General features: G+C 53.5%; 13 protein-coding genes and 1 tRNA gene. 8 read left to right on the top strand and 6 right to left on the bottom strand.

The genetic code is table 11. The annotated features are described in order from the left end of the window. The first annotated feature begins 66 nt into the window (after positions 1 to 66). Both AABA21_RS16025 and AABA21_RS16020 read left to right on the top strand, forming a co-directional pair. Positions 67 to 1047 carry a carbohydrate ABC transporter permease gene (locus AABA21_RS16025; protein WP_338251814.1) on the top strand — a complete coding sequence of 327 codons (981 nt, stop codon included), beginning with the start codon at positions 67 to 69 and terminating at the stop codon, positions 1045 to 1047. Next, a complete protein-coding gene (locus AABA21_RS16020) occupies positions 1047 to 1916 on the top strand; it encodes a carbohydrate ABC transporter permease (protein WP_338251812.1) in 870 nt (289 codons plus the stop codon). The genes AABA21_RS16025 and AABA21_RS16020 overlap by 1 nt, the downstream gene beginning before the upstream one ends. Positions 1917 to 1918: 2 nt before the next feature. Here the strand turns inward: AABA21_RS16020 and AABA21_RS16015 are convergent. Both AABA21_RS16015 and AABA21_RS16010 read right to left on the bottom strand, forming a co-directional pair. Further along, positions 1919 to 2014 (bottom strand) — tRNA-Sec (locus tag AABA21_RS16015). A gap of 54 nt (positions 2015 to 2068) precedes the next feature. After that, positions 2069 to 2722 (bottom strand): HAD family hydrolase, encoded by a 654-nt coding sequence (locus AABA21_RS16010; protein WP_338251810.1) that lies wholly within the window; start codon positions 2720 to 2722, stop codon positions 2069 to 2071. A 273-nt stretch (positions 2723 to 2995) separates the two neighbouring features. Here AABA21_RS16010 and AABA21_RS16005 point away from each other — a divergent pair, with 273 nt between their 5' ends. The 4 genes from AABA21_RS16005 to AABA21_RS15990 all read left to right on the top strand — a co-directional run bounded on the left by AABA21_RS16005 (position 2996) and on the right by AABA21_RS15990 (position 8745). Then, on the top strand, positions 2996 to 4345 hold the full coding sequence (locus AABA21_RS16005; RefSeq protein ID WP_338251808.1) for a phenylacetate--CoA ligase family protein: 1350 nt from the start codon (positions 2996 to 2998) through the stop codon (positions 4343 to 4345). Between the two features lie 184 nt (positions 4346 to 4529). Continuing rightward, positions 4530 to 6035 carry a MiaB/RimO family radical SAM methylthiotransferase gene (locus AABA21_RS16000; RefSeq protein ID WP_338251806.1) on the top strand — a complete coding sequence of 502 codons (1506 nt, stop codon included), beginning with the start codon at positions 4530 to 4532 and terminating at the stop codon, positions 6033 to 6035. An 81-nt stretch (positions 6036 to 6116) separates the two neighbouring features. Beyond that, the gene (locus tag AABA21_RS15995; RefSeq protein WP_338251804.1) at positions 6117 to 6932 is read left to right on the top strand and encodes a tetratricopeptide repeat protein; all 816 of its coding nucleotides are present in this window, start codon (positions 6117 to 6119) and stop codon (positions 6930 to 6932) included. Positions 6933 to 7113: 181 nt separating this feature from the next. Beyond that, positions 7114 to 8745 carry a helix-turn-helix domain-containing protein gene (locus tag AABA21_RS15990; RefSeq protein WP_338251802.1) on the top strand — a complete coding sequence of 544 codons (1632 nt, stop codon included), beginning with the start codon at positions 7114 to 7116 and terminating at the stop codon, positions 8743 to 8745. Between the two features lie 4 nt (positions 8746 to 8749). Here AABA21_RS15990 and AABA21_RS15985 read toward each other — a convergent pair whose 3' ends face one another. Beyond that, positions 8750 to 9835 (bottom strand): L-threonylcarbamoyladenylate synthase, encoded by a 1086-nt coding sequence (locus AABA21_RS15985; protein ID WP_338251800.1) that lies wholly within the window; start codon positions 9833 to 9835, stop codon positions 8750 to 8752. Between the two features lie 161 nt (positions 9836 to 9996). Further along, on the bottom strand, positions 9997 to 10446 hold the full coding sequence (locus AABA21_RS15980) for a GNAT family N-acetyltransferase (protein WP_338251798.1): 450 nt from the start codon (positions 10444 to 10446) through the stop codon (positions 9997 to 9999). A 255-nt stretch (positions 10447 to 10701) separates the two neighbouring features. Between AABA21_RS15980 and AABA21_RS15975 the strand changes: the two genes are divergently transcribed. Then, positions 10702 to 11907, top strand: a complete 1206-nt coding sequence (locus AABA21_RS15975) for a cytochrome P450 (protein ID WP_338251796.1) — start codon at positions 10702 to 10704, stop codon at positions 11905 to 11907. Positions 11908 to 11934: 27 nt separating this feature from the next. Here the strand turns inward: AABA21_RS15975 and AABA21_RS15970 are convergent, their stop codons facing one another. Both AABA21_RS15970 and AABA21_RS15965 read right to left on the bottom strand, forming a co-directional pair. Next, entirely contained in the window at positions 11935 to 12426 is a 492-nt protein-coding gene (locus AABA21_RS15970) for an NUDIX hydrolase (protein ID WP_338251794.1), read from the bottom strand. 164 nt (positions 12427 to 12590) lie between these two features. Beyond that, positions 12591 to 13493, bottom strand: coding sequence for a hypothetical protein (locus AABA21_RS15965; protein WP_338251792.1), 903 nt, complete (start codon positions 13491 to 13493; stop codon positions 12591 to 12593). A 349-nt stretch (positions 13494 to 13842) separates the two neighbouring features. Here AABA21_RS15965 and AABA21_RS15960 point away from each other — a divergent pair, with 349 nt between their 5' ends. Then, positions 13843 to 15204 (top strand): glutamine synthetase family protein, encoded by a 1362-nt coding sequence (locus AABA21_RS15960; protein ID WP_338251790.1) that lies wholly within the window; start codon positions 13843 to 13845, stop codon positions 15202 to 15204. Positions 15205 to 15395: the final 191 nt, after the last annotated feature.

Below are 15395 nucleotides of genomic sequence, written 5' to 3'. Positions count from 1 at the left end.
CTCTGATATGAAGTGGAGAGAGACCCGCGTTCAGGCGCGGGTCTCGTAGCCTTGAAGGTGGGAAATATGTCGATACAACCTATTCCAGAAGCCGGCCCCGAAAGTCCTCCTCCTATCTCCGGAGCACGGATCCCTAAGCGGGCTCCCCGTAGCAGCGCTGGCGGACGGCCCCTCTGGCTGATGTGGCCGAGCGTCCTAATGCTCTTCGTGATTGTTGGTCTTCCTTTTTTGATCGCCCTATACATTAGCTTCTTGAATCTTGATCAATATACACTAAGGAGCTGGATTCATGCCCCCTGGGTCGGTCTTGAGAACTACGTGGAATCGTTTGCCTCGGGCAACATAGTTGGCACTTCAACGTTGGTATCGTTAGGGGTAAGTTTTGGGTTCGCGATACTGACGACTGTGATCATTACACCCATTGGTATACTGGCCGCATTGACCGTCAATACCCCGTATCGTGGTCGTGGCGTTGTGCGCGCGTTATACTTGATCCCCTATGTGATACCGACGTTTGTGACCGCGCTCGTCTGGCGTATGATGTTCTTGAATAAAACCGGGCTCGTTGATCGCTTCCTGGCGGGGATACATGTAGCGAGCATTAATACGTACTGGCTGCTGGGACCAAATAGTTTCTGGGCGATGGTTATCGCTGATGTGTGGGCTTCATGGGCGTTCATCTACATCATGGTCCTGGCCGGATTACAGTCTATTCCAGCCGATATGTACGATGCCGCCTCAGTAGATGGAGCGAACTCCTGGCAACGGCTAACAAGGATCGTCTTGCCGCAGCTACGTAGCATCCTGGGACTTGCTCTACTGCTCTCGACACTGAATCACTTCAATAACTTTACTCTGCCGTTCGTGATGTTTGGCACTCCTCCTCCCACACAGGTCGATGTCCTGCCTCTCAACATTTATGTCTCCTCATTCCAGCTATTTAATTTCGGACTCGGTGGGGCGATGTCGGTGATTACGCTGCTTATCATGTTGATTCCCGGGATCTTTTATATTCGCACGCTACGTCTGGGGGAGGTGACTGTATAATGAAGAGACAGAGAAATTCGCAGGACATTTTACCGCCATCTGTACGCATCATTGCGACCGTGTTCCTGCTTATCTTCGCATTGATACCCATCATCTATACAGTATTGCTCTCGGTCACTCCCGATAGTGAGATTAGTGATGGGACACATCTTATTCCGTCCCACTGGGCGTTCAGTAATTATATCGAGATGTGGACAACAGTAAACCTGGGGCAAGGGCTGTTTAATAGCCTGCTCATCTCGCTGACCGCGAGCGTCATCGCTGTGATCCTGGCCGTAGGTGCGGGATACGTTATTTCCCGCTTCAAGTTCCATGGGCGCCTACCGTACCTTTACTCTCTTATTGGTTTGCAGACCGTCCCAGGCGTGATGCTGCTGCTGCCACTCTTTGTACTCTTTGCGTCGATCCAGGCTGTGCTCCACATCAAACTTGTGGGGACATACCAGGCGGTGATCGTTACATACCTGACGTTCGCGCTGCCATTTGCCACCTGGCTTATGGTGTCGTACCTGGGCAGCATCCCGATCGAACTGGAGGAAGCGGCACTTGTCGACGGCGCGACGCGACTGCGAGCGCTCTGGAGCGTAATCGTACCGCTTGTGCTTCCTGGTGTGGTGGTTGCTCTGGTCTTTTCTTTCCTGACCGGTTGGAACGATGTTTTATTCGCCAGCGTCCTTACGGCTCCAGAAACGCGTACCATTGCGGTACAATTGCAGGCTTTCAGTTCCGCACAGGAAGGTGGGGGATTGCCGTTGTATGGACAATTGATGGGGGCCTCGGTCGTGAGTGCTCTGCCTGTAGTAATCTTATATATGGTGTTCCAGCGCTACCTGATTGGCGGTCTGACGGCCGGAGGTGTGAAGGGGTAAAACAGAGGCGTATGGGAGTCGAACCCACCGGGGAACGCGCCGAGCGCCCCCCCAGCCGTTTTGAAGACGGTGAGACCCACCGGGGCCCCTACACCTCCACGATGTTGTGTAGCTGCGCTACCTCTTCATGATGCCACGCTTTGATACGCCTGTCAAGCGAGGTCACGGATAATTTCAGGGCTGACCTGCGTGAGGTCCTTGACCATGAGCTCCGCGGCCTTCAGTCCGGGGAGCTTTCTTTCTCCCGCGACAGAGATGCAATACATGCCTCCGCGATGGGCTGCCTCAACGCCCGCGACTGCGTCCTCGATGACCAGGCAGTGGGCAGGCTCCATGCCCAGTTCGGCGGCCGCCTTGAGGAAGACGTCGGGGGCTGGCTTGCCATGGGGGACGGTCTCGCCTGAGACGAGCGCGCTGAGGTATTTTTCGAGTCCCAGGGCTTCACTGATGACTTCGATATTTTTGATGGGGGTGGAAGAGGCCAGCGCTTGCTTATAGCCTTTTGCCTTCAGCCCTGCAAGGAGCTCGATAGCCCCTGGTAGTGGGGCGGCGGTATCGCGCACAAACTCCCGGAAGTAGGCTTCTTTTTTATCCGCCAGCGCCTGTACGCTTGCTTTGTCGGTGATGCCCCATAGGATGGGTATGATAGCGTCGTTGCGCATGCCGAAGGTATCGTAGAACTGCTGGTCGCTAAAAGGGAGCCCTTCCTCTGCCGCCAGGCGGTACCAGGAGCGCTTATGCTCCTCTGCACTGTCGATGATGACACCGTCCAGATCCCAGATGATGGCTCGAATTGTATCTGTCATACCTGAAAATACTCCTGTATACCCTGCTGGCACCCACTCCTATTTTGCCGTCCTATAATGGACGTGATCAGGCGACCATGGTAGAATGGGTGCCAGGCATAAGCCTTTCTTTAACGCATACCCTATATTTTGACTATTGATGCTTCTTCCTGAGGGAAGGATGCACCGAGATATTTCTATGTTGATACTATCATATCCCGCGATGGGTAGAAATACAGGAGTCTACTTGCCGCTTGCCGGGAATGAAAGTGCGATGGATTTGGAGGATATTCTGTGGTAAGTCATCGCAAGTTCTTTAATGAGGAGATGGAGACGCTGCCAAAGCAGAAGCTACAGGCTCTGCAACTGGAGCGGCTGCAGGCCATCGTTGAGCGCGCTTATACGCAAAATCAATTCTATCGAAATCTCTATGATGAGGCTGGTGTGAAGCCTTCTGATATCCGTACGTTAGATGATATTCGTAAGCTTCCCTTCCTGGAGAAGAAGACGGTGCGGGCCGCGTATCCTTTGGGTACAGCGATGCGTTCGATGGGTGGTGAAGGGGGCGCGCTGCAACTGCATGCAACCAGTGGAACCACCGGGAAGAGCGTGCCGGTCTTCGCGACCAAAAAGGATATTCAGAACTGGGCCGATTTAAATGCGCGTGAACTGTGGATGGTGGGTCTGCGTCCAGGCGATGTGCTGATGAACTGCTATGGCTATGGCCTGCCGACGGGGGGCTTTGGCTTTCACTACGGCGCGATGGCTATGGATGTGATGTCCATTCCGATGGGTTCTGATGCTCGTCAGTATGAGCGCATGTTCGATTTTATCCGGGACTTCGGGGTCAAGGCTTTTTGTATGACGCCTTCGGTTGGCCTCTATGTCGGTAACAAGGCGCTTGAGCAGGGGCTGGACTTCAAGGATACGCAGTTGAAGGTTGGTCTGTTCGGGGCCGAGCCGTGGCCCTGGGAGACGCGCCAGAAGATCGAGAACCTCTTTGGCATTACGGCTTATGATGAGTTCGGGATGACCGAGTTCCTTGGACCTGGCATGACCTGTGAGTGCGAGGTGCGCGATGGCATGCATGCCTGGGCAGATAGCTTCCTGGTCGAGTGCATCAATCCCGAGACCGGTGAGCCGGTTGAGGAGGGTACCGATGGTGAACTCGTCTGGACCTGGCTGACGGGCGATGGTACCGCCATGATCCGCTATCGCAGCCGTGATCTGTCCCGCCTGTGGTGGGAGGAGCGTTGCGTCTGCGGCCGCACCCATCCTAAAATCGCGGCCATCAAGGGGCGCAGCGATGATGCCGTCTCAATTCGTGGCCTGATCGTTTTTCCGAGCCAGGTGGAGGCCGCGCTGGTACAGTTTCCGGAGACCGCCTCGAACTTCCGCATTATCGTCGATCGCAAAAATGATCTCGATACCTTCGCTTTGAAGGTCGAAATCAATGATAGCTCGGTTCTTGAGGACACAGAGCGCGTCACGTCGCTTCAGGGACGCATGGCGGCCGCCGTTAAATCGATTACCGGCAACACCCCTAAAGTTGAGCTTGTGCCTCAGGATAGCTTACCGCGAGCGACCGGAGGAGAGTCCAAGACCGCCAGCGCACGCGTTGAGGATCGGCGCCCAAAGAAATAAGTCATCAATCGTGTACTGTCTCTGGAACAACAGTACACGATTGGTCAAAAATCTGCACGCCAGAATGGTGACAGGCAACCTTACATGGTGTATAATACCGTCCATCCTAGAATAAGGACGAGTAGGTAAAAGATATCCCATATGCTACTACACAGGCTATTGATGCTCGAAGAGAGGCTCTGAAATGACCACAATTAGTATTCCACGGGGAAAATATCATATCTGGACAGTTGGCTGTCAAATGAATCAGGCTGACTCTCAGCGCATTCAGACTATGCTTGATGAATTAGGGTGGGAAGAAGCCAGCATGGAGCAGGCCAATCTGGTCGTGCTGAACACCTGTAGCGTGCGGCAGGCACCCGAGGAGAAGGCGCATAATCTGCTTGCTCAATTGAAACGGGCCAAGAACGAGCGCAGCGATCTTCTGGTAGCTTTAATGGGATGCATGATTGGCAACCAGAAGACGATCGATGCGCTGGAAAAGCGCTACCCGCATATTGATCTGTTTATGAAGGTTGAACATGCAGATATTTTACCGCGTTTCCTGGAAGAGCGATGGACCCCTATCTCTGGCGCTGGCTGTCTGGACATTGAATTTATGCCCGATGCCAGTGATGAGACAGACGATGAGATTCCCGTTTTTCCTGACCTGCCTACATTTGCGACCTCTACCAGCCGTGCCGGTAAGCGTACCGTACTTCCCATGGCTATTACCCCTAAGCCTGGGGAGCGTATCGCCCACTATCCGACGAAAATAGAGCCGGCCAAGGCGAGTCCGAGCGCGTGGCTACCGATTGTCCTGGGGTGTAATAAGGTCTGTACGTATTGTATTGTACCTTATCGCCGAGGGCGCGAGCGCAGCCGTCCGATGGATGAGCTCATGATTGAGGCCCGATCGCTGGTAGATAAGGGCGCTAAAGAATTGACCCTGCTGGGCCAAACTGTCGAGGCCTATGGTCTGGACCTGCCCGGTCAGCCCGACCTGGCGGACCTGATGACCAACTTAAGCGAGATCGATGGGTTAGAGCGCATCCGCTTTATGACCTCCTATCCGCGCCACATGACGGATAGTATGATTGAGCGCATGGCGCATCTTCCAAAGGTGTGTGAGCATCTCAATATTCCGGTCCAATCTGGCGACGATGCCATGCTCAAGCGTATGAAGCGAGGTTATGCCCTGGATGAGTACGTTGAGCGGATTGAGCGCGTGCGCGAACTGTGGCCAGATATTACCTTGTCGACCGACATTATCGTCGGTTTCTGCGGTGAAACTGAAGAAGAGTTCCAGCATACGTTGGATTTGTTGGAGAAGATCCGTTTTGATGTCGTTCATGTCGCTGCTTACTCTGTGCGCCCAGGAACGGTCGCGGCCCGCTGGGAGGATGATGTTCCCCTGGCAGAAAAAAAGCGCCGTCTGCATGCCGTGGAGGAAATTCAGGGTAAGATCGCGTTTGAACTGAATCAGTCTTATGTGGGGAAGGTAGAGGAAGTGATGGTTGAGGACACGAATATGACGCATGGGCGCCAGCAGTTGAAGGGACGCAATCGCAGCAACAAACTGGTGTTCTGCCCCGTGCCGGATAGCACATCATCCGAAGGTCAGCGTGTTTTTCAACCCGGCGACTTTGTACACGTGCGCATCGAACGGGCCACAGCCTGGTCATTACAAGGTGAGGCGGTTGTACTATAAGTTGCGTTAATCGTGCGTGCTTTTTGTTTAAGTGCGTAAGCTATACAACACAACATATCCACGAAGTTGGAGGAGGCTTTAATGACACAAGCACTGTCTGCTGAAGAAAAGTTACGACTGAAGAAGCAGTGGACCGATCTGGCGATCCGGCAGGCTCAAGAAGGCCAATGGGGAGAAGCGGTGTTGACGAATAAGAATATTCTCAATATGTTTTCCCAGGAACCAGATGCGTACAATCGTTTGGGCAAGGCGTATAGTGAGTTGGGCCAGTATTCCGAAGCTCGACAGGCGTATTCACAGACCTTAAAATATAGCCCGGGAAACACCATTGCGAAGAAGAACCTGGATCGCTTGCAGACGTTGCAGGATGCATCCGCTCCAGGACCCGTTGGCGTAGATCGGATCGATCCACGGCTCTTCATTGAAGAGACGGGCAAGACCGGCACGACCGAACTGATAAACCTGGGCCCCGCCCCTGTCCTCTCACGCCTGGGCGTCGGGGATCGCGTTAATCTGGTTGTCGATGGCCATCGTTTATTGGTGCGCAATGCGGCCGAAGAGACGATCGGTCAGGTCGAGCCTCGTCTGGCGGGTCGTTTGATCAGCTATATCAAAGAAGGTAATCGGTATGCCGCGGGTATTTTGACCCTGGATCTGCATCTTGTTCGCATCATTATTCGCGAAGAGTATCAGCATCCCAATATGTTTGGTACCGTCAGCTTCCCCTCTCAAGGGAGTGGCGACACCGTTCGTGCTTATATCAAGGACTCCATTTTGCGTCATGACCGCGATGAGGATGACGAAATGGGGACCGATGATGAGTACTATGATGGTGGTGACGATTCCGAAGATCTGAACGAGTTCGAATTTGAGGGCAATTCCGATATTGAAGAGTAACATTGTTAGATGAAAGGTTGTATAATACATGAATAAGACAAAGAAAGTTGCCTGGCATAAGCATTTACAAAAAGCGAGAAAGCTGAAAGAGAAGCAGCGTGTCCAGAAGGCCGCTTCGGCTCCCACAACTGCTCGTCGTTAATTTGTATTACTTTGTGCACTGCTAGTTTGCGTGTGAGTTATGAGCAGTTTATCCCCGTCGCAATCACAATCTTCGGCTTCAGTCCGAAACATCTTAACTCTGCTCGCTTCACGTGATGCACAATTAGTAGCTGGCGGAGGGGGTCTGGAGCGCCGTGTCACGTGGGCGTGCCGTATGCGTTCTCGCTTGCCTGCATTCGAAAGCGTGCAGGGCGGAGAGCTCGCTTTACTGACGCTGTCACAGTTGCGGCGCCTGGATGAGACCCTCCCCCATCTCCTGAAGAGTCTGCATCAGGCTGGCGTAGCGGTTGTTGCAGTTGCTGCGCCGTCTGTGGAGGCTTTGGGTGCGGAAGCGCGAGATTTCGCCGATCAGATGCATCTGCCTCTGATTTTGCTTCCGCTCAATGCTCTGCTTGAAGAGATTGAGCGGGAAGTGATCACGTTCGTGGTGAGTTTTCGTGGTGAAACCGAGCGTAAAGCAACCGAGATCGCCAGCCAGTTGATGCAATTAAGTTTGCAGGGGGCTGGTATTCAGGGTGTCTGTGAGTATCTTGCGACCAACCGCGGTAAGTGGGTGGTAATCCAGGATGCTGATCAGCATGTGCGTCTGCAGGCGGCACCCGCCAATGTCGCCCCTCTGGCGTTGCCCAGTCCACTAACCGATGAACAGCTCCGTCGTCAGGGATTAGTGCGCGTGGTGGAACCTATTCCCAGTAGTCGCCATGAGATCGCCGGTTACCTTTCTCTGATCGGCAATGAGAGTGATTTCGATTACCTGGAGCGCATCATTCTGGGCCAGGCTACTCCTATTATCGCCATTGAGTTCGCGCGTGAACGAGATCGTACCGAGGTTGAGAGCCGCTACCAGGTCGAGGCGTTTACCGATGTTATTCAGGGCCACTACCAGCAGCCCGAAGAGATGATGGCGCGTGCCCGTTTGCTGGGCTATGATTTAACGACCCCACAGTCCATCGTCGTGTTTGAGATTTCGCCTGGTGAGCATGATTTTTCGAGCAGTAGTGCCCATGCCCAGTGGAATAAGCGCGTCCGTGAAGAGCTTTTGCGCGAATGGCCGGCTTGCTGGGTACAGAGCGAGGCTCGCCGCGTGATCGCGATCCTGCCACTGCCACCTTTTGACGATCAGAGTGAAAACGAGCGGGAGCTTGAGAATTCGCTCTATTCGCGCCTGGAGCGCGTCGTCTTTCGCATCTCTTCCCAGAAAAATAATGGCACCGCTCGTCCGACCTATTCCTGTGGCATCGGACGGATCGCGAAGAATCTGCAAGGCCTTCCGCTCTCCTTCCGCGAGGCGCAACAGGCACTGGAGATTGGGCGCCGTCTCTTTGGCGAGGGGAATCTGCACTCGTTTGCCCGCCTGGGTATTTATCGCCTGCTCTTCCACCTCAATGGGCATAGTGAGCTGGATGATTTCTATTATGAGACGCTAGGCCCGCTGCTCAATAACGATAGCACCTACGTTGAGACGCTGGAAGGCTTCTTCCGCTGCAACGGCAATCTCAGCGAGATGGCACGCACCATGCATTTCCATCGTAACTCTCTGCTCTACCGCCTCAACCGCATTGAAGCTCTGCTTGGCCGCTCACTCGAAGATCCCGAGCTGCGACTGGCGCTGCAGATCGCCCTCAAAATTCATCATCTCAAAAAGCACTGAGCGACTAGACTTTCGTGATCTTGCCGCCTGCAGCCTTGAGCAGACGGTCGCGAATGGCCAATCCCAATCCTTGTTCTGTGAAGCTGCGACAGAGGATGACGTTGACGCCTGCATCTTCCAGGGTGCGCAGACCGGCGAAGAGACGGGTTGCAGCCTGCTCAGGCGTATGGCCCAGGCTGTAGATAATGGCCCCGCTTTCCTGGAATGCGTTCAGATCCTCATCGGCGATCAAAACCCCTACATGTTCTTCCCGTGCCTGGCGAGCTTGTAGCTCCGCCAGCATAGCGTGGCGCATGTCTTCTACTGAACCCTCAAACAGGTAAGTGGGCACATGGGGAGAATAGTGGACGCGCATCTGTCCTGGTGCTGCCTGGGCCTGGGTGAGGTCTTCTTCTTCTTCGCTCTGTATCTGTCTTAGTTGAGGTGGTTGAACCTTTTGAAGCACGCGGCGCAGCGCTTCCAGGCCGGTGCCGCCGGGGCGCAGGATGGTAGGGACCTCGGCACAGAGATCCAGGATGGTAGACTCAACCCCCACCGTGCAGGGGCCGCCATCCAGGATCAGGGGAACACGCCCCTTAAGGTCCATGTATGCGTGCCGGGCGGTGGTGGGGCTGACGTGCATGAAGCGGTTGGCGCTGGGAGCGGCTACGGGCACTCCCGCCGCGCGAATCAGGGCACGCGCGATCGGATGGGAGGGCATGCGTACAGCAACATTTGGGAGTCCCGAGGTAATCAGACCAGGCACTCGGGGACCGGCCGGCAGGATCATCGTCAGAGGTCCCGGCCAGAAAGCCGCGGCCAGCTTTTTCGCAGCTTCGGGTACCACCGATACAATATTTTCCAGCTCATGCTCATCAGCGATATGTACGATTAAAGGATCGCTCAATGGCCGTCCCTTGGCGATGAAGATCTGCTCGGCCGCCTGTGCATTGAATGCGTTGGCGCCCAGACCATACACCGTCTCGGTCGGCAAAACCACCAACTCACCTTCTTGTAATAAGCGGGCCGCATACTCGACCTGCTGTCTCGCATACGGCTCGTCCAGGTGGTTGGGGTCGAGTTGAATAATCTGTGTCTCTCGCTGCTGCATGGATGTGTTTCTATTCCTCTGAGAAAAACTTGTTCACGTAACTTTTCGCTTGAGTATAGCACGTTTCCATCGCGCACGAAAGTCGCATGCTGGCTGCCCATCGAACACCTGTCCAGACCTTCCATAGAGGTAAAATGTATCGTTGTGCTCCGCCTCACCGCTTATTTGTTTGCGCGAGTATAGACATTGAGATCGAGTATTTCCAGAACGCGATCTGGATAATGGGGCGTGTTGAAGCCAAACTGCTGATAAAGGCCATGGGCGTCTTTGGTCATCAAGAGCCAGCGCCGCAATCCCTGCAGATCAGGATGAGACAGGATTACCTCCATCAGCCATTTGCTAAGACCCTGACCACGATAAGGCTCCAGGATAAAGACATCCGCGATATAAGCAAAGGTTGTATAATCGGTAACGATGCGCGCCAGGCCGATTTGCTCCAGACCTTTATAGAGCCCAAAGGGCATTGAATGTTCTATGGCTCGCTCCACCGTCTCGCGTGGAACCCCGATTGACCAGTATGCTTGGGTGAGAAAGTTATGGATCACGTCGATATCTAAGCGTTGTTTGTCGGTACTGATAGTATATTCACCGCGCTGCCATTCAGAAGACATTGAAGATTTCTCCTACCTGAAAATAGTTATTGATGCCTCTTTTTTTTATTAAACGAAGCACACACTGCTCAGTAATGCCAGCTCGTTGAGCTATATGCTTGAGAAATTGTAGCATGTCGTTGCGCTGATTTGTTTTCTGGGACGATTTGCATTACTATGATACGTATTGGTATGTAACGATAAAGAGCTAGCGGCGAGAGAAAGGAGATGGTGTTTTCGTGGGAGCGTATCTTCACAAGAAGCACCGGACCTGCGATGAATCCACGCGATTTATTAGATCAACTGCTCCATCCTTATGAGAGCTTTACCGCCCTGCGTACTGAGTTTGGTCCCGTTTCTTATAACGAGCGGGGAAAGTTCTGGGAAGTGTTTGGGTATGATGATGTGCTGGAGCTGGCCTCTGATTATGAGACGTTTTCTTCGGATGGGTCACCGTTTGCCGAGTATCCCGAGGAGATGACGAAGGGTCAGAGCGTGTTGACCACTGATCCCCCGCGCCATCGGCAGCTGCGCTCACTGGTCTCTCAGGCATTTACGCCGCGGGCCATCGCCAGCATGGCGCCTCGCATCGCCGAGATTACCAATGACTTATTGGACCAGGTGACTCGTCAAGGCAAGATGGATGTTATCGCGGACTTCTCTTACCCTTTGCCCGTGATCGTGATTGCTGAGATGCTGGGGGTTCCGTCGGAGGACCGCGCCCGGTTTAAGCACTGGTCAGATCAGATGGTGGTGAGTGAGTATGAGGATCTGAGCCGCGACAATGTTGAGGAATACAATAAGCGTGTGCGCACGATCATGCGCCAGACCCTGGATGAGCTTTATGACTATTTCCGCCAGGTGCTGGCCGAGAGACGTCTGCGGCCGCAGCACGACCTGGTGAGCGCCTTGCTGGCGGCACAGATCGAGGGCGAGTCGTTGTTCGAGCAAGGGATCCTGGCCTTCTGTTCCCTATTACTGGTTGCAGGCAATATCACGACGACCAATCTGATTGGCAATGCTTTGCTCTGCTTCGACGAGCATCCCGAGGTGATGGAGCAGCTGCATGCACGTCCTGAGCTGATACCACAGGCAATCGAGGAGGTCTTACGCTATCGTCCACCAGCCTTACTGGTCGGCCGCTATGCCACGCGGCCGGTTGAGATACATGGGTGTAAGATTTCTACTGGAGAGTCGATTATTGGCTGGCTGGCCAGCGCCAACTTTGATCCGGCCCAGTTTCCTGATCCGCAGCGCTTTGACATTGGGCGTGCCCCTAATCGGCACCTGGGCTTTGGACATGGTATTCATTTTTGTTTGGGGGCGCCCCTGGCACGTCTGGAGACGAAAATCGCGCTGAGCATCCTGCTAGAGCGCTTCGAGCACATTCGCCGTGAGCGGCTTCAGCCTATCGAAACTATTCGTAGTGTCTTCATTATGGGACCGCGTCATCTGCCGGTTACCTTTCAAGTGCGCGCATAGCGGGCCGTAGTATAGCCGAATTATGGTCTATAGCGGATTAGGTTCTGTGGAGGTTGTGCCGTGCAAGGCATGATAGCGCCAGTATTGCTCTAGCATGGTTTGAAAGTATGGATCAAGTCTCTTTGGAAGTTCGGCCGCCGGTAGCCAGAAAGGACGGCCTTCAGAACTGGGGCGCAAGCTGCCCCCGGCAATCTCACCATCATAGATGAGGGTTAACGTGCTCATCTGATGCAGCGCCCGGCAGGTGCCCGGTTGAACGCCTATTAGATTGTGCAGGCGCAGATCTAATCCTGTTTCCTCTTTTCCCTCGCGTATCAATGCCTGTTCGGGTGATTCTTTCCATTTCATAAATCCGCCAGGAAACGCCAGGGTTCCGCCTGGCTGCTCTACAAGCAAAAAGTGCTCATCTTTTTCTACAATCACACAGACACCGCCGAAAGGGGGCAGATTGCCCAGCAAGAGGATATTTAGTATGTTAAAGCAGATACCCGCCAGGCTTTTCGTGATGAAATAAAGCATCCATAGTCTCCTTGAAGTTGATGTGTATTGGCTCTGCTTCTAGTACGTTTCAAACCCTGTTTTTGAGGAGGTAGTGCAACACCAGGGACGAGGGCATTCGCCCTCGTCCCTGGTGTTGCACTACCTCCTCAAAAACAATTGAGCGCCGTAGGAGCGAATCATCTCTAGATGTCCTCACGATCAAGATTCTCGCGCTGCTCACGACTATAATCGAAGTTGGGGTTGGGCTCGGATTCGAGCCTGCGGTTAAACTGCTCATTGGGCTCTTTCGGGGTATTCACTGTGCCCTCGATGCCCTGGCTGTATGGTCCTGCCGGGCCTGCCGGATGTTCGGGAGGTCTTACCTGCTCCACATTTTGCTCATAGGTGCCACCCTGGCGCAATGTATCAGCCTGTCCATAATTTTCTGTGGGGCCTGGGAGCACACTACCATCCTGGGGGCCAGGGCTATATCCTGGCGCATTGCTACCTTGTTTATTGATATGGCTGGTTTCTGGAACTGGTTGCCTGCTCTGCTCAGGCTGGTTGACATCTTGCTTATAGCTTTCGTTAGCCGGCTCCATAGCACTGCGCTCTGCTGGTGTGAGCTGGTTGACATCGTAACCGGACGATTGTCCACCTGTTTCTGTTTGCGTATAATCAGGCAGGTTCTCCTTGACCTCAGTTTCGGTGCTCGTTTGAGCGGCCGGACCTGTGCCTTCGGGGCTATGAAAATGATAGCCGCCACTGTCCTGTAAGATTGCCAGCACATTCTGACTCTGTTCATCGGGGTGGACGGCTACGATTGTCCGCCCCGTGGCATACTCCTGCGCATAGTATTGTGCCTCATCCTCTGCCAGCCCCATGTTTGAAAGATCGTGCATTACATCAGCTGGCGTACGGGTATGGGTGCCGCCAAATAGGTTTTTTATGCTCTCGACAAAGCCTCCTCCGGCGTTTCCTGCATCCGAGCCAGAATAGCTAATGCGATCGCTGCTTACACCCGCATTGTACAGTTGCTCTATGGCGCTTTCTGCACTACTGCGCTCGTTAAAGACTGCCACTATCAATCTTCTTTGTACTGCCATGGCTACCTCTCCTTCTTTGCTTCATTATTGGAGATGCATCTGTCAGGCTATCGCCACCTGCTGCAACGCTGATGGCCTCTTTTTCAACTCCATATGTTTATCGGCCGAAGTACTCTGATATCATAGGCTACTTTTTGCACGGATGGAATGACCAGTAATGATACAACTAAAGGTCAAGCATGCTTGTGCTCGATTTAGAACAGATAATTATCCCCTTGAGCTTGATTGCATATATAAGCTTATACATATGGTTTTATTGTTTCGCTAAACCTGCTCTGTTATACTACTTTCAATGATGTCATTGCTCTTTTCTGTTAAGGTAGGCTGAAATGAGGAGAAAAATATCGCTATGGATACGCGGGATGTGATACAGCAGGTTCAGGCGGCGAAGATACGACTTGTGCGTTTCTTGTATTGTGACAATGGCGGCATTATTCGTGGCAAGGCGACCCATGCCCGGCAACTGGGCAATCGCATACATGAGGGCGTAGGGCAGACGCTGGCAATGCAGGCTTTTACTGGCGTCGAGACACTTGCATCTGTGGAAGGTATGGGACCGGTTGGCGAGTTCCGCCTGCTGCCCGATCCCGCGACGTTTGTCGTGCTCCCCTACGTCCCTAATACAGCCAGCATGTTATGTGATATGGTGCGCCTGGATGGTGAGGCCTGGGAGGCATGTCCCCGCAGCTTTTTGAAGCGTATGCTGGCCCGCCTGGCTGAGCACCATATACGGGCAGAGGTTGGGGTTGAGCATGAGTTTTACCTGGCCCGGGATGTTGAAGGTCAGTACGTGCCGGCCGACTATAGCGCCTGCTATAGCAGCGTTGGTATGGACGAACAGGCGATGGTCGTCGATAGTATCCTGGCCGCTCTGGAAGCGCAGGGATTTGCTGTTGAACTGTTTCATCCTGAGCTGGGACCGGCCCAGCAAGAATTATCTTTGGCGCATGCGGACGCGCTACCCGCGGCTGACCAGGTGCTGCGTGTGCGTGAAACGGTGCGTGGCGTGTCACGTTTATTTCAGCTCTACGCTTCGTTCGCTCCCAAGCCTTTTCTGGACCAAGGCGGCAATGGCGCCCATATTCATCTTAGCCTGTGGGGAATGACGGGCCATGCGCGTGCCGGGCAAAATCTTTTTTATGATGAGCATCGGCCTGGCGGCCTGAGCCAGATGGGGCTCTATTTTATCGGTGGCGTGTTGCGTCATCTGCATGCCCTGGTTGCCATTACCTGTGCCAGCCCCAATTCCTATCGCCGCCTGCTCCCCCATTTCTGGAGTTCCGCCTATGAAGCCTATGGTTTTGATAATCGAGAAGGGGCCATTCGCGTGCCCTCGCTCTTTAAGGGGCGCGAACAGGATTCGAGCAACCTGGAACTGAAGTGCGCCGATCACAGTGGCAATCCCTATCTATCGATAGGAGCATTGATTGCGGCTGGCCTCGATGGTATCATCAACAAAATTGAGCCTGGGAATGCCCAGGCGATCGATCCGGGGAATTACAGCGATGAGGAACGTGCTCGGCTTGGTATCCGTCGCCTGCCCCTGTCTTTAAATGAAGCCCTGGATGCTTTAGAGCAAGATCAGGTGTTGCTTGACGCACTGGGGCCACTGCTGGCCACATCTTATATCGCTGTGAAGCGTGAAGAAGCCTCGTTCTTTTTGGACAAATCGCCAGAAGAGGAAGCCCTGCAACATTTCTATAAATATTAATTGTGTTTCTGCATGCGATGCATATCCTCATATCACATGCAGAAACGGCCATATGGTTGTTGGTGCATCGGTGGCGCTCACGTGTCTCAGGGTGATGGAAGTCAGACTCACTCCATAAAAAAAGATCCGCTGTAGCTGCTATAGAATGGAAAGAAGTAGCAACGCGGATCTTTTTTTATCATATAAGTATG

Source organism: Dictyobacter halimunensis (assembly GCF_036245075.1).
The sequence above is the reverse complement of the archived record's forward strand: the minus strand, read 5'-3'. Positions and strand labels throughout refer to the sequence as shown.

Excerpts from the sequence above, each read along its gene's own strand:
- AABA21_RS16020 (WP_338251812.1), top strand. The coding sequence starts at position 1,047 with ATGAAGAGACAGAGAAATTCGCAGGACATTTTACCGCCATCTGTACGC.
- AABA21_RS16000 (WP_338251806.1), top strand. The coding sequence starts at position 4,530 with ATGACCACAATTAGTATTCCACGGGGAAAATATCATATCTGGACAGTT.
- AABA21_RS16010 (WP_338251810.1), bottom strand. The coding sequence starts at position 2,722 with ATGACAGATACAATTCGAGCCATCATCTGGGATCTGGACGGTGTCATC.
- AABA21_RS15965 (WP_338251792.1), bottom strand. The coding sequence starts at position 13,493 with ATGGCAGTACAAAGAAGATTGATAGTGGCAGTCTTTAACGAGCGCAGT.
- AABA21_RS15975 (WP_338251796.1), top strand. The coding sequence starts at position 10,702 with ATGAATCCACGCGATTTATTAGATCAACTGCTCCATCCTTATGAGAGC.
- AABA21_RS15985 (WP_338251800.1), bottom strand. The coding sequence starts at position 9,835 with ATGCAGCAGCGAGAGACACAGATTATTCAACTCGACCCCAACCACCTG.
- AABA21_RS15980 (WP_338251798.1), bottom strand. The coding sequence starts at position 10,446 with ATGTCTTCTGAATGGCAGCGCGGTGAATATACTATCAGTACCGACAAA.
- AABA21_RS15990 (WP_338251802.1), top strand. The coding sequence starts at position 7,114 with ATGAGCAGTTTATCCCCGTCGCAATCACAATCTTCGGCTTCAGTCCGA.
- AABA21_RS15970 (WP_338251794.1), bottom strand. The coding sequence starts at position 12,426 with ATGCTTTATTTCATCACGAAAAGCCTGGCGGGTATCTGCTTTAACATA.
- AABA21_RS15995 (WP_338251804.1), top strand. The coding sequence starts at position 6,117 with ATGACACAAGCACTGTCTGCTGAAGAAAAGTTACGACTGAAGAAGCAG.
- AABA21_RS16025 (WP_338251814.1), top strand. The coding sequence starts at position 67 with ATGTCGATACAACCTATTCCAGAAGCCGGCCCCGAAAGTCCTCCTCCT.
- AABA21_RS15960 (WP_338251790.1), top strand. The coding sequence starts at position 13,843 with ATGGATACGCGGGATGTGATACAGCAGGTTCAGGCGGCGAAGATACGA.